This is a genomic window from Amycolatopsis ultiminotia (genome assembly GCF_039536925.1).
Lineage (GTDB): Bacteria > Actinomycetota > Actinomycetes > Mycobacteriales > Pseudonocardiaceae > Amycolatopsis > Amycolatopsis ultiminotia.
On record NZ_BAAAZN010000025.1, the window covers coordinates 104,889 to 123,747 of the forward strand.

Consider the following 18,859-nt stretch of genomic DNA (forward strand, 5'->3'; position numbering starts at 1 on the left):
CCGGATCAGTTCCCCTCGGAAGTCCGGCGCCAGCCGGCCAGCTGGCCGCCCCAGAGATTCACGCTGGCGGGCACGGGTTCCCACCGCCGCGGAACGTAGGTGACCCGGTCGTCGTGGAACTTCTCCATCTCCGCGGAGAGTTCGACGTGGTTGCCGGCCGGATCGTCGAAGAAGACGAACAGGTTGTTGCCGGGACCGTGCCTGCCGGGACCCCACACCACGTCGACCTCCTGCTCGGTGAGCCGGTCGCACCAGGTCTTGAAGTCCGCCCATTCGGCCAGGTCGTAGGAGTAGTGGTCGAGTCCGCCGCGGTGTCCGGTGTGGACGACGGCGAGCGTGTGGTGGTCGCGATCGGAGCGCAGCCAGGCGAAGCGGCCGTCGGCGAGCTGGTCGGAGATCCGGAAACCGGCGACCCCGGTGTAGAAGGCGACCATGCCCGCGACATCGGCGGTCGCCAGGGTCACGTGCTGGTACTTCACCGGACGGCGACCGGTGTCCGCGGCGTGTTCACCGGCGCGGCGGACCGGAGTGTGGAAGTGCACGGTGGTGCCGTCCGGGTCGGCGGTCACCAGCCCGCGGGACTGCCCGTGCTCCACCGGCAACGCCTCGTCGAGGTACCCGGGATCGAGTTCGGCCACGGAATGGCCCGCTTCGCGCAGCCGCTTTTCGAGTGCCGGAACGCCGCCGGGATCGCGGATCTCGAACGCGATGTGGTCGAGCCCGGCCGGGCCGGGGAGCAGGTCGAGCACATGGTGGCCGAGTCCCCAGCCCAGGCGCTGCCCGCCGCCGGGCAGTTCGGCGTGCGGGGTGAGACCGAGAACGCGGGCGTAGAACGCGGCGGTGCCCTCGACGTCCGGTACCCGGAGCCCGAGGTGGGAGGTCGCGGTGCGGCGAAGACTGCCGGCCGCGCCCGGCTCGTCGAGGGTTACGCGGTGCGGGCGGGACATCGGCATCTCCTTGGGGCGCTTCAGGTGCGGGAGAGGGTTCGGTGCGGGAGGCGGAGCGCGGGCTCCAGGGCCGGCCGGTGGCCGGGCACCCACGACGCGGCGACGAAGTGATCCGGCCGCAGCAGGACGATTCGACCCCGGTAGGCGGCGAATTCCGCCTCCAGCCGTCCGTCGACGTCCACCAGCAGCCGCCCGGGTCCGCTCGGCAGGCGGTGGTCCGTGGCCATCCGGGCAGCCGACGGGGCGAGTGTGGCGACCGAGTGCGCGGCGGCGTCGAGTTCGCCGGCGGTGACGCCGACGCCGAGTAACACCCAGCCGGTTCCCAGCACGTCGTCGAGCAACGAGATCGACGACGTGGCCGAGTCGAACACCCGTGGCTGGCCGGTCATCGTGCCTGCCGGCGGCCCGGACACGGGGCCGGCAACCAGCAACCCGGCGCGGTACACCTGCGGCGGGCGGTACCGCATCTGTTCGTAGAAAGCGCGTTTCCCCGGATCCCGCAACGCCTTGGCGAAATACCGGTCGCGGCGCTGCGCCCACCGCACGTCGGTGGTCATGACCACCCGCCCCAGCCGTTCCGAAAGGCGGATCGTCGCGCGCGTGTGCGGTTCGCGCTCGGTCTGGTAGGTGTCCAGCGCCGGATCGCCGAGCCGCCCGGCCAGTACCTCCGCGATTTTCCAGCACAGGTTGGCGGCATCACGGATGCCGGAGTTCAGGCCCTGTCCGGCGAACGGCGGCATCATATGCGCGGCATCACCGAGCAGGAACGCCCGTCCGATCCGCCACCGGTCGGCGATCAGGCCGTGGAAGCGGTAGATCACCGCCCGCTCGATCTGCTCCGGAGCGAGGGTACGGAACGGGGCGAGCAGGCGTTGCACCAACGCGAAACCGGGTACCTCCTCCGGCGCGCCTTCCCCGTCGCGCAGCAGGAATTCGTATCGGCACCGGCCGGCGCGGCCGGGAACGATGACGTGCGGCCGGTCCGGGTCGCCGTGGTGCATGCCGTAACGCTCGTCGTGGTCGTCGCCGACGACGTCCGCGACCAGCCACGGTTCGTCGTAGCTGCGTCCCGTCATGCCGACGCCGAGCAATGCGCGGATCGTCGATCGCCCGCCGTCGCACCCCAGGACGTAGGCAGCCCGCAAGGAAGCCACGGTCCGGTCGGAACGGCGGTACTCGATCTCGACGCCGTCGTCGTCCTGCACCAGCCCGGTGACCTCCGAGCTGCGGTGCATCGTCACCCCCGGGTGCGCGCGCAGGTGCGCGTCCAGTTCGCGTTCCAGATCCGGCTGGGCGAACGGGTTCTTGAACGGATACCCGAGGCGGAACGGCTCCGGCGCGCGCGCCTGGAAAACCGGATCGCCGTGCGAATCGAAGTACCGGGTGCCGACTCCCGGCACGATGACGCGGAGGATGCGATCGATCAGCCCGGCGGATTGGTAGACCCGCAAGGCTTCGTCGTCGAGGCTGATCGCCTTCGGTGCGTCACTGGTCGTCGAATTCCGTTCCAGTACGGCGACCCGGACGCCGCGGGCGGCCAGCAGGGCGGCCGCGGTCATGCCGACGGGTCCCGCACCCGTCACCACCACGTCGGCTCGAATGCCATCGGCACTGGCTGACACCACTCCACCTTCGGACACCGGTTCAGGCTACCTTCGCCGTGTCCTGAAATCAAGGAAGAGAGTTCTGCTAACTAGGACGCACCAGGATTGCCCGTGCAGTACGACAGGGGAGTGTGCCGCCCTGTCCGCGGGGTTTTCGAGGTAGGCGTACGTCTCCGCTGCGGATGCCGATGAACGTCGCGGGGTAGGAGCACCGCGTTTGCGTTCTGCTTCCCGCCGGTCGGCGCGAATCCCAGGCGTGCGCTCAGGAACGGGGCTGCGTCTTCCTCGTCAGGTACTCGTAGCCTGCTGCCAGCTGCCCGGGATTCCAGGCTTGTTCGTCTTTGAAGGCCGTCTCCTCGGCATCCGACCAAGTGCGCGGGCCGCCCGCGGCTGCCGCCATGAGTTGCGTGCGGCAGGCGCGTTCCAGCAGTACGGCGTACATCACGGCGGCCGCGACATTGGGTCCGGCGGTCACCGCGCCGTGCTGGGGTATCAAGGCGGCACGCGCGTCGCCGAGGGTGTCGGCCAGCGCCCGGCCCAGTTCACGGGTGGCGATCAGTGCGCCGGTCCGGGTGAACCTCGGCAGGCGGGCGAAGGGCACGCCGTCGTGCGAAATCGGCCGCAGCGGTTCGTCCAACGAGGCGAAGGCGGCCAGTGCCGGAGCGTGCGTGTGCACGACGCAGCCGACATCCGGCCGCCGGGCCAGGATTTCGGTGTGGATCGGGTATTCGAGGTGTCGCTTGCCCGCGCCGGCGAGGACCTCGCCGGCCGGCGAGACCAGCAGGACGGTCTCGGTGGTGACCTCCTCGAGGCCCCAGCCGGAGGCTTTCATCCAGCCGCCGCGGCCGTCCGGGTCACGCACCGAAACGTGTCCCCACACCAGGTCGCCGAGACCCGCCGCGGCGAGTGCGTGGCTCGCGCGCACGACATCGGTTCGCAGCTGTTCCGCTTCGGCGGCCGGCTGGTGGTCCGTTGGTCGGGAGGCAGGCATTGCTTTCTCTTTCCGGCCGGAAACGGGCGGTGTCCTGATCTGGATGCGAAGCACGTCAGCCGCTCAGGCGGTGACCGTAGCCGAAGGCGAGGTGGTCTGCATCGCTGCGGGTGACGTCGAACTGTTCGGCTGCTCCATCGCAACTCCCGTGCAGAACGGGCCGGCCGGGCGTGCACCGCCGGCCCGCGGATTCCTGGAGCGCCCAAGGTAGAGACCGCAGACCTGTATGTCAAAACCAGAGTGTGAATGTCAGGACGTCACCGACGGCGCTGCGGTGTCCGCATCCGTCCGCGGCCGCCGTGCCGAACACGCACTCGATCCGGTGTTGCAATTCGGCCGGCACTCTGCTCTCGATCCTGCTTTACAGGACGTACTTTGCGATAAACAGGACATGAGCATAGTCTGGTTGCAGATCGTCGTGCGCGAAAGCGAGGGGCCCCACCGATGCCTGCACACCGAGGCGAGAACGCGACCGGCGGCCGCCCGGAGGAACCGAAGATCGACCGGCCGCTGACGCTGCACTTGCGGGGTGACTGGGGCACCGCGAACCTGCACCGCGTCTGTGGCTGGGTGAGTCAGGAACTCGCCGACCGCGCCGGTCCGGGCACCCGGATCGCCATCTGGAACAGCCGTGGCTTCTCCGACGCGGTGCGCGCAGTCGGCCGCGCTGAGGTCGACATCGCCATGACGACGCCTGCGGCGTTCGCCGTCGCGGCATTGGACGGGCGCGGCGGTTACGCCGGCGAGGCGTTCCCGCAGCTGCGGGCGCTTGGCGTGGTCCCGCAGCGGGACCGGCTCGTGATGGCCGTCCACCGGTCGCTGGAGCTCACCTCGTTCGCCGAACTTCGCGATCGTGCCCCGCAGTTGCGGCTGGCGACCTCGTTCCGGGACGGTGTGAACCACGTCGGGCTTGCGGCGCAGGAGATCCTCGAGCGCGCCCGCGTCGACGTGCTCGGCTGGGGCGGGCGGTTCCTGTCGGACGAGCGGCCGTTCGAATCGCTCGATCACGTGCTGACCGGCCGGGCGAACGCGATCGTCCACGAGGCCGTCATGCTGCCGCAGTGGCAGGAGCTGGCGCCGGACTACCGGTTCCTGCCGGTCGAGGACGACGTGCTCGCCGGACTCGAAGCCGACTACGGCTGGCCGGCCGCCACCGTGGCCGAGGGCTACTTCCCCGGCGCCGGCGGCTTCCGGACCCTCGATTTCTCCGATTTCCTCATGGTCACCACCAGCAGCCTCGACGAGGACGTCGCCTACGCGATTGCCTGGATCCTCGGCGAGACAAGGCACCTCATCGAGGCCCAGTACCGGCACCTGCCGCCGGAGCGCAGTCCGATCAGCTATCCGCTCGACCCGCCGACGATGGGCCGCACCCCGATCCCGCTGCACCCCGGAGCCGCGCGTTACTACCAGGCGCTCCCGGCAGCCTGAAGCACCTCATTCCATGCCGAAACCGGAGAAGGAGGCCGCCATGCAGGTGGTCGAAGACATCATGGTCCTGGGTACCGACTTGCCGCTGCGGAGCGTAGTCCGCGACGAGCACCTGCTGCTGTCGCCACCGCATCCGCCGAACGTGCCCATCAAACTGTGGCGAGAGCACCCGCCGCTGACCGTCGTGCACTATTCGCAGGAATACCGGGCGCAGCCGTTCGCGCCGCCGCGCGGCATCTACGAAAACGACGAGATCCGGGTCGAATGGCAGACCATGGACAACCGGCAGCCATTTTACCACCGCAACTGCGACGTGGACGAAATCTCCTACCAGATCGCAGGCGAGCGCACGCTGATGACGGAACTCGGCGTCATCGAACACCGCCGAGGCGAGTTCTCCCGGATACCCCGTGGCGTCGCCCACGACAATTACGGGCGATCCGAGAGCCACCTGCTGTTCTACCTCCCCGCGCCGGTTGCCGAACTGGTGCCGGCGGAGCGCGAATCGCAGCCGGTGTTCCCGCCGTTCCCCGGCTGGCAGCCGGGCGCGATCAACGAGGCCGTCACCCAGTGCATGGGCGCACCCGGGCACGACATCACCGTTTTCGGCGCCGACGAGCAGTTGCTCCTCGAACGCGTGCATTCCGAGGACGAACGCATGCAGGTGCTGCGCGCCACGCCGGGGCAGGACGCCACCTGGATTTACGGCACCGACCACGTCCGGCTCGGCACGGTCACCGTCACGCCGGGCAGCGATCGCCGCTACCGGCGCGTTCTCGACGCCGACGACATTCAGTACCAGATCTCCGGGCACCGCACCTTGCTCACGCAACGCGGGGTCGTCGAACTCGGCCCGGGTGACTTCGTCCGGATCCCGCTCGGCATCGCGTACGCGAATGTCGCGACCGAGCCTGCCGAGTACCTCAGCCTGCTCTCACACCGGGAACTGCCCCAGATCGCGGAGACGACGCGTGCTGCCGAACCCGATGCAGCCGAGTGGCTCGCGAACCTCGGTGCGGAGGTGCACTGATGAGCAGCATGCTGGCGCTGAGGGCCAATCGCGACGCCGACTCGCTCGTGCTGGAAGACGTACCGGTGCCGTCACCGGGCCCGTCGGACGTGGTGGTCGAGGTGGCCTCCGCGGGTCTGGCGACCGGTATGATGCGGCTGCTGGAACAGGGTGCGTTCAAACATCTGCCCACCACGTTGGGGCACGAGGCCGCAGGCACCATCGCGGCCGTCGGCAGCGAGGTCACCGGGATCGCGGTCGGCGACCGGGTTCGGGTGCACCCGAACCTCAATTGCCGCTCGTGCGAGTACTGCCGCAGTGACCGGGACATGATGTGCGCCCAGCAGGCCATGCTCGGGCACGCCGCCTTCTCGAAGGTGGCGATCCCGCTCTACGACGAATACCACAACGGTGGTCTGGCCGAATACGTCCGCGTTCCGCACTGGCTCGTCGACGTGCTGCCGGACTCGGTCGATTTCGACGTCGCGGCCAAGGTGCACGACCTCGCCAATGTGGTTCGCGCGTTCAAACGTGCCGACCTGCCTTGGGGATCGACCGTGGTGGTCGCCGCCGCGACCGGAACGATGGGCACCGCGACCGTCAAACTGGCGGCGCATTTCGGGGTGGCCGAGCTGATCCTCGTCGGGAGGGACCGCGCGAGGCTCGAGGCGGTGGCCGGGCTCAGCGGCGATCTTCCCGCGAGCACGGTTGCCCTGTCCGAACTTCCGCACGACTGGGCGAGCAGCGGCGCACTCACCCGGCGTCTGCGCGAGCTCGCGCCACGCGGTGCGGACGCGGTCCTCGACTACACCCCGGACGGTCCGGCGACCGGACAGGTGATGGCCGCACTGGCCACCGGCGGAACGATCGTCCACATGGGAGGGAACGCCACTCCGCTGGCGGTGCCGCCGGTCGCGCTGATGGTCAACTGCTGGCGTTTCGTCGGCACCCGCGCCTGCACACGCAACGACGTACGGCAGGTCCTGCGTCTGCTGGAGACCGGAGTTCTGCGGGCCGGCGAGCTGATCACGCACCGGTATCCACTTGCCGACGCGCTCAAGGCCGTCGAAGCCATGCAGAGCCGCGGCGAGCCCATCTGGATGGCCGTCGTCAATCCCTGACCACCGGTGTGCGGACAGCCTCGGCGACGCCGGGAGCTACGCCCGAGCAAACACCTTCCGGGCAGACGGATTGCCGGTTCGGCTCACGTGACCGGCCAATCCCCGATCGAATAGCGGGCGATCCGGGCGGCGAGCTCGTCGTCCGGCGCACGGTGGTTCTCCAGGTTCAGCGTGCCGAACCGGCCGCGGAAATAGGCCAGTGGCTTGCCCTCGCGTGCCGCGGCATGGTGGACCTCGCCGATGAACACGGTGTGGGTACCTGCCTGGACCTGTTCCGCGACACGACATTCGTAGTGCGCAAGGGCGCCGGTGAGCAGTGGCTGACCGTGGTGTCCCGGTGTGACCGGGACGTCATCGAACTTGCCGACCGCCCTGCCGGCGAATCGGGCGGCAAGGTGAGCCTGGTTCTCGGCCAGCACGTTGACGCCGAAAAACCCGGCTCGCGTGATCGCTGCCGCGGTTCCGGTCTGCCGGTTGAGGCACACGAGCAGCATGGCCGGTTCGAGCGACAGCGAGGACACCGCGCTCACGGTCGCGCCGAAGCGGCGGCTGCCGGTTGCCGCGGAAACCACCGTTACGCCACTCGCGAAATGGCCGATCGCAGCGCGGAAGGAATCGGGAGTCACGGTGGGAACGTCGTGCTGAGCCCATTTCCTGTCCACGTGCCGGCCCTTCTGTGTGCTGCCTGCGCCCGCCGTCAGACCAGTATCCGCTGCGGCGTGATGGGGAGCTCGCGGATCCGTACGCCAACTGCATCGAACACTGCTTCCGCGACGGCGGCGTCGATGCCGATCACCCCCAGTTCGCCGATCCCCTTGGCGCCGATCGGGCTGGCGTGCCGGTCGACCTCGTCCACGAAGTGCACGGTGATGTCGGCGGGGATGTCCGCGTTCGTCGGCACGTGCACGCCGGAGAGGTTCTTGGACAGCCACCGGCCGCTCAACGGGTCCAGTTCGCTGTGCTCCATGGTGGCCTTTCCCCAGGCCCAGGTCAGCCCGCCGATCATCTGCGAACGTGCGGTCCGGTGGTTCATGATCCGTCCCGCGGAGTAGGAACCCACCATCCGGCGCAACTGCACGATCCCCAGGTCCGGATCGACTGCGACCTCGACGAACACCGCGCCGAAGGTCCGCATGGCATACCCGGAGACGCCGCCGTCGTGATCGACCGGCATTTTGTCCGGGAGACCGAACACCCCTTCGCCGACCACCTCGTCCAGGCCTGCCTCGCGGATCGCCTCCACAATGGACAGATGAGCTGCGAAGCGGGGCAGTCGTCGTCGCAGATCCTGGCAGGCCAGGGCCACCGCGCTTCCCGTGTGCAGGGTGGCGGAACCGTAGATCGGGCCGGTGACCGGGAGACTGTTGTCGCCCCACGCCACCGTCACCTCGTCCACCGGCAGATCCAGTTCCTCTGCGGCGACGAGCGTCAGCACCGTCTGCAGTCCGGTTCCGATGTCGGTGATGTTGGTTTCGACGAGCGCGCTTCCGTCACGGCGGACCCGTACCCGTGCGCCACCGGTCATCCGCATCGCGCTGTGCATCGAGGTTGCCATGCCCGAACCGATCAGCCACGGACCGTCGCGGCGCCCGCCGGTATCGCGTTCGCGCCAGCCGAAGAGCTTCGCGCCCTCCTGGTAGGCGTCACGGAGGCGTTTGGAAGACCACGGCCGGCCGGAGATGGGGTCTGTTTCCGCGTAGTTGCGCAGCCGCAGATCGAGCGGGTCGATCCCGGCCTCGCGGGCCAGTTCGTTCATCGCGCTCTCGAGCGCCCACAGTCCACAGCCTTCGAGGGTTCCGCGCAGCGGCGTCGGCGAGCCGATGCTCACCCGTTCGATTTCCTGGCGGGTCTCGATGACCGGACAGTCGTAGAGCGCCTTCGCCTCGGTCGCTCCTTCCAAATAGGTCTCGAGCAGTCCGGTGATGCTGGAAACCCGGTGCCGCAGCATGGTCAGCCGGCCCTCGGAGTCCGCCCCGAGTTCGACGCGCTGGACCATCCTCGGCTGAAAGCCGCTCGCGGTGTACTGATCGTGCCGGCGCAAGTGCAGCTTGACCGGCACTCCGGCGATCTTCGCCGCAGCCGCGGCGAGAATCTGGTGTGGCCACACCCAGCCCTTGGAGCCGAAGCCACCGCCGGTGAAGGGCGCGATCACGTGCACGTCCTCGGCGGCGATGTGGAAGGCGTCGGCGAGCACCGGTGCCAGGATGTGCCCGCCTTGAGTGGAGTCGTGCAGTGTCAGCCGGTTTCCTTCCCACTCGGCCAGCGTGCCCGAAGTCTCCATGGCGTTGTGGTGGCGCGAGGGCTGCACGTAGGTCCCGGACACCCGGACCGCAGCCGAATCCCAGGCCGATGCTGCGTCGCCGCGCCGGAAAGGCTGGCCGTAGGGCCACCATGTGACGCCGCCGGAGCCCTGTCCGACGTCGTCGATCAAGTGGTGCGCGCCGGCTCCCGGCAGTACCGCGGGCCGGGCCTCGACCAGGACGTCCACCAGCGAGCGGGCGTGCTCGGCCGCCTCGATGGTCGTCGCGAGCACGATCGCCACCGGTTCGCCCTCGAACCGGATCTCGCCGGTCTGCATCGGGAGGTGCACAGCGGCGGCTTGGAATGGCTGAACCTCCCCGAAGACCGGCATGTCTGCGCGGGTGAGCACCCGTACGACGTGGTCGTCGGCGAGTGCGGCGGCGGTATCGATGCCGACGATCTTCCCGCGTGCAACCGGCGCCCCGACCAGTACCGCGTGCAGCAGCCCCCCGGGTGAGTTGTCCATCGAATATCCGGCTGCGCCGGTGACCTTGGCGGCAGCCTCGACACGCGCCAGGTCCGCCCGCCGGGCCCGCACCTGCTCGTGCACAGTCATGACGTCGCCGCCGTCAGTACCGCCCGGACCGCGGCGTTGCGGGCGAGCCGGATCTTGTGTTCGTTGTCCGGTAAGGATTTCGCCTCCCGGAGATCTTCCTCGACCGCCGCGTGCACAGTGTCCTTGCTGATCGGCTGTCCGATCAGGGCGGCCTCTGCACCACGCAGCCGCCACGGCCGCTGGGCGACCGAACCCAGGACAAGGCCGAGCGAGCGGACCGCGCCACCTTCGACGCGCAGCGCGGCAGCGGCGGAGACGAGTGCGTAGGCGTAACTTCGGCGTTCGCGGACCTTGATGTACGAAGTGCCGGTCACGCTCTGCGCAGGGATGCGGAAGCCGACGATCATTTCGTCGTCGCGAAGCGTGTTCTCATACCGTGCGGAGTCTTCTCCGGCGTGCCGGGCTTCTCGCTGTGTCACGTGCAGCGTACCGACCGGGGCCCGCCGCAGCGCATTCGGCGAGACGAGTTCGACCTCGGCACCCAGACAGGTCAGCGCGACGAGCGGATCCGAGGGATGCGTCGCCACGCAGGAGCCCGTCCACCCGAGAATCGCGTGCTCGCCGTTCCGGCCGCGGTGCGCCGAACAACCACTGCCCGGCCGTCGTTTGTTGCACCCCCAGGGGAGTGGTTCCTCGGCGCGGAAGTACGGGCATCTCGTCCGCTGGAGGATGTTGCCACCGAGCGTTGCCCGGTTGCGCACCTGGGGAGACGCTGCCGACCGGCACGCCTGGCCGAGCAGCGGTGCGTGTGCTTCGACCAACGGGTGCCCGGCGATCCGGTTGAGGTCGGCCAGCGCGCCGATGAGCAGCGTGTCGCCTTCCAGCCGGATGCCGGCCTGTCCGGGGATGGCGCCGATGTCGACCACCTGGTCCGGTGCGACGATGCCCAGGCGCATCCAGTTGAGCAATTCGGTGCCGCCCGCGATCAGGCAGGTGCCGGATCTGCCTGCCAGCGCTGAGGCCTCGGCCGCCGTTCGTGCGCGGGAGTAGGCGAACTCCTTCACGGCGCCCACCTTTCGGCCACGTCGAGCACCGCGTCGGTGATCTGCGGGTAAGCGCCGCAGCGGCAGAGGTTGCCGCTCATCCACTCGCGCACCTCGTCGGCGGAGCCGGTGTGCCCTTCGGCGATGCAGGCCACTGCGGACAGCAGCTGGCCGGGTGTGCAGTAGCCGCACTGAAAGGCGTCGTGCTCGATGAACGCTTCCTGCACGGGATGGAGCGCACCGGCGGAATCGGCAAGGCCTTCGACGGTCGTGATCTCGGCGCCCTCACACTGGGCGAGCAGGATCAGGCAGCTGTTCATCCGCCGCCCGTCCACCAGAACGGTGCAGGTTCCGCAGGCTCCTTCGTTGCACCCCTTCTTCGTGCCGGTCAGTTTCGCCCCTTCCCGCAGCCAATCCAGCAGCGTCGTGCGGGCATCGACTCTTGCGAAGTAGTCCAGGCCGTTGATCGTCAGACGGACGCCGACCGCCGTCTGTTCACCTCGCGCAGCTACGTCCACGATCCCTCCTCGCCTTGCCCCGCACCGGCCGGTCCGTGCTCACCACATCTGGCCGTTCGGCTCCAGGCCCAGCCGGACCCGCCCGTAGGACTCGGCTTGTTCGTCCCAATTGGACACGACCTGCATCGAGCCCGCGTGGACATCCCGCAGGAAACGCTGGATGGGGTGCGTTTCGAAGAGGGACGCAGCTCCGGCCGCCCTCGCGAGCGTCATCGTCGCGTGGTAGGAGAGGTCGACGATGTAGGCGTGGTCGCGCCGCAGGCGGACACGGTCCTCGTCGCTGAATTCCTCCGCGCGCGCCCCTCGTTCGATGAGCTCGCGGATGTCCTGGCGTGCCAGCGCACGTGCCGCGTCGAGTGCCGCCGAGGCGGAGCTGATCCGCATCTGGGGGCCGACCGTCTTGGCGATCTCCCGGTCGGTGAAGGAAGAAACCCGGGTTCGTGTCGCACGTTCGTAGGCTTCCAGCGCGCCGTGCGCCATGCCGAGCACCGGCGCCACCACTCCCCAGGGACTGACCACGGGAAGCGGTGCCCCGTAGGAGCCACGGGATTCCGTCGCCGAAGGTAGGAAACCACTGCTGTCGGTGGGCACGTAGCGGTGTCCCGGCACGAAGACCGGTTCGTCGATGACGATGTCGTTGCTGCCGGTCCCGCGCAGGCCGGAGACATGCCATGTGTCTTCGATCCGGAAATCGTTGCGGGGCACCAGGAGCAACACCGGGCTGGCCTGCTCGGGCAGTTTCGCCCCGAGCATCGCCCAGTCGGCGTGCAGACATCCGCTGGAGTACCGCCACCGGCCGGTCAGCCGCCAGCCGTCCGCGACCGGCTCGACCTGCGCACCACGTGGGTTGAAGGCCGAACAGGACCAGACATCGGGCGTGGCACCGAATACGTCCTTCCGGGCGGCCTCGGTGGCAAGGCCCATCTCCCAGTTCTGCACCGTCGCCACCGAGTACACCCAGCCGGTCGACCCGCAGGCCGAGGCGATTCGCCAGGAAACCTCGAAGAAGGCGTCGAAGTCGAGCCCGAGGCCGCCCCAGTGCGTCGGCTGCAGGATCCGGTTCAGCCCGGCAGCCTCGATCTCGTCCAGTGTTTCCCGGGGAATCCGGCGCTCCCGCTCGGTGTCCGGCGCCCGCTGCGCGATTGCCGGCAGCAACGCCTCCGCGCGCTCGATCACCTCGTTCGTCGTCACACCGGACGTCGACTGTGCGCTCATATCCCATCCTTTACCGACGCTGGTCAAGGGGTGTGCGGGGACTGGGTCTCATGATGAACCACCGGGATACCTGGCACAAGACCAAACTTTGATACCAAGCAATAAGTCCGGCAGCGCAATCTCCGTGTGTGGCCACGGGATCACGCGACGAGAGTGGCCCCGGTGGTGGCGGCACGCCGTCGCACAGCCACAGCTCGCCGGTGACTTCCCGGCGTGGTACGACCGGCGTCTTGCGAGATACCTTGAGTCCAAGTAAAGTTGCCAAGGCAAGCCGCGGGTGAGGTCGCCCCGAGGTGGAACCGTTCCGGCAGAAGAAGGGAATGGGGAAGAAGCATGGCGCAGTGTGTCGACATCCACAGCCACCTGCTGTTGCCCGCGCTGTACGGGAAAGCGGGAGAACTCGGCCCGGAGATCGTGCATCACGACGACGGCAGAGCCTCCTTGCGGGTGGGCGGCCGGTTCACGAAGATCCGGTCGGTCGATTCGATCGAGCAGGAGCGGATCTGGGGACTCCGTGGCGCCGCCGAGCGCTACCTGAGGAGCCTGACGGATCCGCTGACCAGGGTGGCCGAGATGGACGAGAAGGGCATCGACATCCTGGGTGTGACCAACAATCCGCAGATGTACTTCTACGGGATCGACGCCGGCGTTGCCCGCAGGTTCCAGTCGGCTGCGAACGATGCGCTGGCGGAGTACTGTTCGGCCGCTCCGTCGCGGTTCTTCTTCATGGCGACGTTGCCCTTGCAGGACCTGTCCGCGTCGATGACCGAACTGGACCGTGCTGTCGAGCTGGGTGCGCGCGGGATCAACGTGGGTGCGCACAGCCTGGGCGGCAGGGAACTCTACGACGAGCAGCTGTGGCCGCTGTACGCGAGGATCGCGGAGGCCGGTCTCCCGCTGTTCATCCACCCTTACCCGTTCGAGCTGGTCGGGGTTCCGCCGCTGCGGTTCTCCGGTCCCATGCTCGAATTCCCGTACCAGTCTTCGATGGCCGCCGCGAACCTGATCCTCAGCGGTGCGCTGGACGAGGTGCCGGATCTGAAGGTCTGCATCTCGCATGGTGGCGGGTTCCTGCCCTATCAATTCGGGCGCATCGAGGCCTTCGCGAAATTGAACCCGGCGGTACGCGCGAAGAAGCCGCTGCGGGAGTACTTGCCCAGGCTCTATTTCGACGGCCTGATCCATGAGGTGACCGCCCGGCAGTACCTGGTCGATTGGATGGGCCCGTCGAACGTGCTGGTCGGGGACAACCTCGGTGGCCTGGACTCGGCGGACGGTTTCGCCTACGTCAGGGAACTCGGCCTGGACGCGGCGGCAGCGGAACAGATCAACGGTGGCAACGCGATCAAACTTTTCCGGCTGTGAAGCACTGCCGGTATTTCAGCGACGACAGTCGGTTACATCCGGGATGAGGAGTGTCCAGTGAGGTCGATCGGGCCGAAAGATCGTATCGACATCGTGCAGGAGGAATGGGCCGATGCCTGGCCGCAACTGCCGATCGACTCGATGTCGGTCACCGCCCGGCTGCGCTTCGTCCAGAAATACCTGGAACAGGAGCTCGAGGCCGCACTGGGCAAATACGGTTTGACGCACGCGAATTTTCTCGTGCTGGCGACGCTGCGCCGCCGCCGGGCGCCGCACCGGATGAGCCAGCGGCTGCTGATGGATCGGCTCGGGCTGACGTCCGGAACGATCAGCGTGCGCATCGACCGGTTGCTGGAACTGGGCCTGGTGGAGCGGACTCCGGACGAGACGGACCGGCGGAGCTCGGTGGTTTCGTTGACCGCAGAGGGATTGCTGCTGTGTGAATCGGTCTTTCCCGAGCACAACGCGCACGAGCAGCGGCTGCTCCTGTCGCTGACCTCGGATGAACAGGAAGTGCTTTCGGGGCTGCTGCGGAAACTGTTGCTGGGTTTGGAAGGTGAGGCGGTGCCCGGCACCGCGAGGGACCTCGGTGCCGGCCTGGAGCCCCCGCACGTCGCTTACGAGATGCGGCGGGCGGTCGGGCTTCCGCCGATGGCGGGCCTGCTGGTGGAGTCGGTCGTGGCCGGCGGGCCTGCCGAAAGCGCCGGGATCAAGGAAGGCGATCTCCTGGTCGCCGCGGGCGGTAAGCCGCTCAATTCCATTGCCACGCTGCATCACGCGATGTCGGACGCACGCGGCCGGGGAAGCCTGACCGTCCGGATCGTGCGCGGAGTCGAAGAACGTCGAGTGCAGTTGCCGTTGGACCGGGCCACGGATCCGGCCGCGGCCACCGGCCATTCGAGCGGGCGGAAACGTCGCCGGTCGGCCTGACCGGGAGCAGGCGCCGGCTCGCGGCCGGCGCCAGGTTGTCAGCGAGCCAAGAACGGATCGGAAGGCGTCCAATGCCGGGAAGAGACAAGCGCACGCAGCCGCGTATCGACATCCACGCGCACGTGATCCCGCCGGAAATCTTGGGCAAGGCCGGGCGGCACGGGCCCGATATCGTCTTCGACGAGGACGACACCATGGTCATCAGGGTGGGCGACTACCGTCTCCGCGGGGTGTCGGTGGCGGGCAACGAGGAGGCCAAGGTCGTCGGCCGCAAGGCACAGCAGGAGCGGTACGTCGCCGGGCTCGGTGACCCGCTCCGGCGGGTGGCGGAGCTGGACGACAAGGACATCGACGTGCTCGGCGTGACGATCCCCCCGCTGTTCTACTTCTACGATATCGAGGCAGAAACCGCGATCGAGTTCGCGAGAGCGGCCAATGACGCGTTGGCGCGGTACTGCGAAGCGGCTCCGCAGCGGTTCTTCTACATGCCTTCGCTGCCGCTGCAGGATGTCGGCGCTTCGGTGGAGGAAATTCGCCGCAATGCCGCTCGTGGTGCACGGGGAGTGAATGTCGGTGGACGAGGGCTGGCCGGCAAGGAGCTCTACAGCGAGGAGCTCTGGCCGATCTACCAGGAGCTCGAACGGCAGGACCTGCCGCTGTGCATCCACCCGTCTCCCACGGAACTCAGCGGTCGGCCGGCTGACCGGTACACCGGATTGATCCTGGATTACCCCTTCGAGTGCGCGCAATCGGTGAACAATCTGGTGCTCGGCGGCGTGTTCGACGACTTCCCGCGGTTGAAGGTCTACGTCAGCCACGGTGGCGGGTTCATCCCTTACCAGTTCGGGCGAATCGAGACCTTCGCCACGCTGAACCGGCAAGTGCGCGCGAAGAACCCACCGCGGCAGTATCTGAAGAACTTCTTTTTCGACACCTTGGTGCACGACCTCGCCGCCCGGCGGTTCCTGGTCGACTGGATGGGTCCGGACAATCTCGTGGTCGGGGACAATTACGGTGGAATGGACTCGGTGGACGGATTCGCTTTTCTGGACGAGCTGAGCCTGGATGCCGGATCAGCGGACAAGATCAGGGGCGGGAATGCCAGGGAACTGTTCAAATTGGACGATCACCTGGTATGAGACACGATTCGGGGCTGCGGACCGGAGTAGTTGATGGCTGAGCTTATCGAGGAACTCGCGTACGTCACCGTCGGGGCGACTGATCTCGGCGCCTGGTCGAGGTACGCCACGCAGATCCTGGGCGCCGAGGTGGTCGACCTCGGCCCCGGCGAACTGCGGGTGAAGATCGACGAGCGTGCGTACCGGTACATCGTCGGCGTGGACGCGGCGGACCGGGTTGCCGCGCTCGGCTGGCGTACCCGGGATCGCGCCGGCCTGGACGAACTGGCCGGGCGGGTCGCCGCACTGGGATTCGCGGTCGAGCAGTTCGACGGGGCCGCGGCGACCGCGAGGCAGGTGGATGCGGGCATCCGGTTCCGGTGCCGGAACGGCATCACCCACGAGGTGGTGTGCGGCGCCGCCCGCGGCCGGGAGTTCGCCGCACGCGGTGATGTGACGGGTTACGTGACCGGTTCGGACGGGCTGGGTCATGTGGTCTGGACCGTGCCCGACGTACCGGCGATGGACGACCTCATGCTCGGGGCGTTCGGGATGTCGCTTCGTGAGGACATCCCGACGCCGGTGGGGCGCGGGCATTTCTACGGATGCAACCCGCGCCACCACAGCCTTGCCGTCCTGCCCGGCGAGGAACTGCGGTTCGAGCACGTCATGGCGGAAATGCTGGAGCTCGACGACGTCGGACGATGCCTCGACCGCGCGGAAGACCTCGGCTACCGGATCCGGCAGCCGCTGGGGCGGCACCGGACCGACCACATGGTGTCCTTCTACATCGAGACGCCCGGCCGGTTCGGCATGGAAATCGGCTGGGGCGGGGTCAAATGCGGTGCGGACTGGGCCGAGATCCGGGACAGCAACCGCCGACGCCCGTGGGGCCACGGCGACGCGATGCGCAGCCACCGCGCAGCGGCCGGGAACGGCCACGCCTGAGCTGCCCAGCAGGTCCTCGCCGACACTCGCACAGGCTGCCGGCAACAGATGACGTGGTGCTCGTCGTCCACGGACTGACGCGCCCCGGCCCGACCGTCAAGACGAACCCGGAACCCGACCGCAGAGTGAAATGAAAACCGTTGTCATGTATGCTGGCGGCATGCCGGTGGGAGCGGACAACGGAGGAGAATCGATGAAGGTGCGGAAGTCGTTGCGGTCGCTGAAGAACAAGCCGGGTTCGCAAGTCGTGCGGCGGCACGGGAAGACGTTCGTGATCAACAAGAAGAACCCGAAGTTCAAGGCGCGTCAGGGCTGAGCCGGGCCGGCCGGGGCACCGGCGAGCTGATGAGGACGGGCTGTGGCAGGAATGCAGGCCAGAACCGGGTTCACCGTGGTGGTGTGCGACCAGGCGGGGTGTTGTCCGAAGCCGGGTCGACGCGAGGTGCTCGCAGCGCTGCGTGCGGTCGTGCGCACACACCCGTACGGAGTGCTGATCCGTTCGGGGTGTCTGTTCCAGGCGCTGCGCGGTGAGGTGTCTCCGTGTTCCCACGGTGGCGTGCATCAGGCCGGGCCGGGCGCTTTCGTGCTCGTGCAGCGTTGCGATACCGCGCTGCGGCCGCTCGGTTCACCCGTGGTGGCCGGCCCGTTGCACGAGGCCGACGACACCGCCGCTCTGTGTGAATGGCTGAAAAAGGGAATTGACGCGGGGGAGCCGCTGCCCTTCCACCTGCGTCCGGTTGCCCTTGGTCACGACGGCTGAGCGGAAACTTCTGCTCGTGGTCGGCGCCACTACGGTGCCGGGTGTTCGACGGTTCCAAGACGTGCTGGGTGGAGGCGGCGATGGGCATGGTGAGGATGAGCGTGGAGCTGCCGGTCCCGGCGGAGACGGCAGCAGCGCTGGCGCGGAAACCGGACGTCATGGCGTTCGTGCTGAGCCCGGTCCTGCGGTTGCGCCGGCTCGAGGTGCCCGCGCGTCTCGAGGTGGGGGCTCGGGGACGGGCGCGGCTGTGGTGGTTCGGTGTCCTCCCGACCTGGACGCACCATCTCGTGGTGGACCGCCTGGATCCCACCGAGATCCGCACGAGTGAACACGGCGGACCGGTCCGCATGTGGAACCACCGGCTGGTTTTCGTGCCACTGCCCGGCGGAGGGTGCCGGTACACCGACGAAATCGAGGTCGAAGACGGCTGGCGGGGGACGCCGGTCCGGCTGTTCGCCCGGCTCATGTTCGGCCACCGGCACCGGCGCTGGCAGGTGTTGGCGCAGTTGATCAGCTGAGCGCGCCGGTCGTCCGGGGACGGCCCGCCGCGCGCCCGGCGGAGGTGTGCATCGTGGACACGGTCGATTTCGCGATGTGCCGCAGCGATGCCGCACCTGGACGTGGCGGGTGGATGTCTCCCGGTGTCGGCTGAGCCGGAGTCTGGAACGTCGGGGGCTCAATGTGGCGGCTGGACGAGTGTGGTGAAGGTGTCGGTGAGGTGGTGTGCCACTGCGTCTGTCTCGTCCGGGGTGGTGAGTCCGGTGAGTGACTGGAGTGCACCGCCTTGTACGAGGAGCACCAGGCCGTGGGCGGCTGCCCAGGCCAGCAGGGAGACGTCCGTGGAGTTCCCGGTACTGCCTTCTGCGGTTTCGGATGCGATGTCGCCGAGGATCGAGAAGGATTCGCGGTGGGCTCGGGCGAGCGCCGGATCGTCGCGATCGAGTTCCGTGGCTCGGAACATGAGGTCGAAGAGTTCGGGGTTGCCGAGTCCGAAGGCCAGGTAGGCACGTCCCACTGCGGTGAAGCGCGCCGCCGGATCGGTCAAGCCCCTGACCGCGGCGA

The 18,859-nt window shown here is 68.2% G+C and carries 19 protein-coding genes; 10 read left to right on the forward strand and 9 right to left on the reverse strand.

Annotated elements, in window-relative coordinates; genetic code table 11:
- Positions 1-5 precede the first annotated feature (5 nt).
- From ABD793_RS38000 to ABD793_RS38010, 3 genes are all read right to left on the reverse strand, one after another.
- Positions 6-947: a VOC family protein gene (locus tag ABD793_RS38000; protein ID WP_344868368.1), complete on the reverse strand. Its 942-nt coding sequence runs from the start codon at positions 945-947 to the stop codon at positions 6-8.
- Positions 948-967: 20 nt separating this feature from the next.
- Entirely contained in the window at positions 968-2,506 is a 1,539-nt protein-coding gene (locus tag ABD793_RS38005) for an FAD-dependent monooxygenase (protein WP_425548839.1), read from the reverse strand.
- Positions 2,507-2,813: 307 nt separating this feature from the next.
- Positions 2,814-3,542: a class II aldolase/adducin family protein gene (locus ABD793_RS38010; protein WP_344868370.1), complete on the reverse strand. Its 729-nt coding sequence runs from the start codon at positions 3,540-3,542 to the stop codon at positions 2,814-2,816.
- 444 nt (positions 3,543-3,986) lie between these two features.
- On the opposite strand from ABD793_RS38010, the gene ABD793_RS38015 reads away from it, so the two are divergent.
- The 3 genes from ABD793_RS38015 to ABD793_RS38025 are packed head-to-tail and all read left to right on the forward strand — an operon-like array spanning position 3,987 to position 7,103.
- Complete coding sequence (locus tag ABD793_RS38015) at positions 3,987-4,973, forward strand: TAXI family TRAP transporter solute-binding subunit (protein ID WP_344868371.1); 987 nt, start codon at positions 3,987-3,989, stop codon at positions 4,971-4,973.
- Positions 4,974-5,013: 40 nt separating this feature from the next.
- Positions 5,014-6,003 carry a hypothetical protein gene (locus tag ABD793_RS38020; RefSeq protein ID WP_344868372.1) on the forward strand — a complete coding sequence of 330 codons (990 nt, stop codon included), beginning with the start codon at positions 5,014-5,016 and terminating at the stop codon, positions 6,001-6,003.
- Positions 6,003-7,103, forward strand: a complete 1,101-nt coding sequence (locus tag ABD793_RS38025) for a zinc-dependent alcohol dehydrogenase (protein WP_344868373.1) — start codon at positions 6,003-6,005, stop codon at positions 7,101-7,103. Before ABD793_RS38020 ends, ABD793_RS38025 begins: the two co-directional genes overlap by 1 nt.
- 83 nt (positions 7,104-7,186) lie before the next feature.
- On the opposite strand, the gene ABD793_RS38030 is transcribed toward ABD793_RS38025, so the two are convergent.
- The 5 genes from ABD793_RS38030 to ABD793_RS38050 form a co-directional block, all read right to left on the reverse strand.
- On the reverse strand, positions 7,187-7,729 hold the full coding sequence (locus tag ABD793_RS38030) for a flavin reductase family protein (protein WP_344868375.1): 543 nt from the start codon (positions 7,727-7,729) through the stop codon (positions 7,187-7,189).
- Between the two features lie 71 nt (positions 7,730-7,800).
- A complete protein-coding gene (locus ABD793_RS38035) occupies positions 7,801-9,960 on the reverse strand; it encodes a xanthine dehydrogenase family protein molybdopterin-binding subunit (RefSeq protein WP_344868376.1) in 2,160 nt (719 codons plus the stop codon).
- Positions 9,957-10,964, reverse strand: coding sequence for an FAD binding domain-containing protein (locus tag ABD793_RS38040; RefSeq protein ID WP_344868377.1), 1,008 nt, complete (start codon positions 10,962-10,964; stop codon positions 9,957-9,959). Before ABD793_RS38040 ends, ABD793_RS38035 begins: the two co-directional genes overlap by 4 nt.
- The gene (locus ABD793_RS38045; RefSeq protein WP_344868378.1) at positions 10,961-11,461 is read right to left on the reverse strand and encodes a (2Fe-2S)-binding protein; all 501 of its coding nucleotides are present in this window, start codon (positions 11,459-11,461) and stop codon (positions 10,961-10,963) included. Before ABD793_RS38045 ends, ABD793_RS38040 begins: the two co-directional genes overlap by 4 nt.
- A 39-nt stretch (positions 11,462-11,500) precedes the next feature.
- Positions 11,501-12,676, reverse strand: coding sequence for an acyl-CoA dehydrogenase family protein (locus tag ABD793_RS38050; RefSeq protein ID WP_344868379.1), 1,176 nt, complete (start codon positions 12,674-12,676; stop codon positions 11,501-11,503).
- Positions 12,677-13,009: 333 nt separating this feature from the next.
- On the opposite strand from ABD793_RS38050, the gene ABD793_RS38055 reads away from it, so the two are divergent.
- The 7 genes from ABD793_RS38055 to ABD793_RS38085 all read left to right on the forward strand — a co-directional run bounded on the left by ABD793_RS38055 (position 13,010) and on the right by ABD793_RS38085 (position 18,315).
- Entirely contained in the window at positions 13,010-14,041 is a 1,032-nt protein-coding gene (locus ABD793_RS38055) for an amidohydrolase family protein (RefSeq protein WP_344868380.1), read from the forward strand.
- Positions 14,042-14,098: 57 nt separating this feature from the next.
- Positions 14,099-14,971 carry a MarR family transcriptional regulator gene (locus tag ABD793_RS38060; protein WP_344868381.1) on the forward strand — a complete coding sequence of 291 codons (873 nt, stop codon included), beginning with the start codon at positions 14,099-14,101 and terminating at the stop codon, positions 14,969-14,971.
- 71 nt (positions 14,972-15,042) lie between these two features.
- Complete coding sequence (locus ABD793_RS38065; RefSeq protein ID WP_344868382.1) at positions 15,043-16,110, forward strand: amidohydrolase family protein; 1,068 nt, start codon at positions 15,043-15,045, stop codon at positions 16,108-16,110.
- Positions 16,111-16,143: 33 nt separating this feature from the next.
- On the forward strand, positions 16,144-17,037 hold the full coding sequence (locus ABD793_RS38070; protein ID WP_344868383.1) for a VOC family protein: 894 nt from the start codon (positions 16,144-16,146) through the stop codon (positions 17,035-17,037).
- A 193-nt stretch (positions 17,038-17,230) separates the two neighbouring features.
- The gene (ykgO, locus tag ABD793_RS38075; RefSeq protein WP_037360975.1) at positions 17,231-17,353 is read left to right on the forward strand and encodes a type B 50S ribosomal protein L36; all 123 of its coding nucleotides are present in this window, start codon (positions 17,231-17,233) and stop codon (positions 17,351-17,353) included.
- A 171-nt stretch (positions 17,354-17,524) separates the two neighbouring features.
- Positions 17,525-17,797 (forward strand): hypothetical protein, encoded by a 273-nt coding sequence (locus tag ABD793_RS38080; RefSeq protein ID WP_344868384.1) that lies wholly within the window; start codon positions 17,525-17,527, stop codon positions 17,795-17,797.
- 41 nt (positions 17,798-17,838) lie between these two features.
- Complete coding sequence (locus ABD793_RS38085) at positions 17,839-18,315, forward strand: SRPBCC family protein (protein ID WP_344868386.1); 477 nt, start codon at positions 17,839-17,841, stop codon at positions 18,313-18,315.
- A 158-nt stretch (positions 18,316-18,473) separates the two neighbouring features.
- Here ABD793_RS38085 and ABD793_RS38090 read toward each other — a convergent pair.
- Positions 18,474-18,859: TetR-like C-terminal domain-containing protein (locus ABD793_RS38090; RefSeq protein ID WP_344868387.1), on the reverse strand; the 386-nt coding region annotated here is incomplete at its 5' end.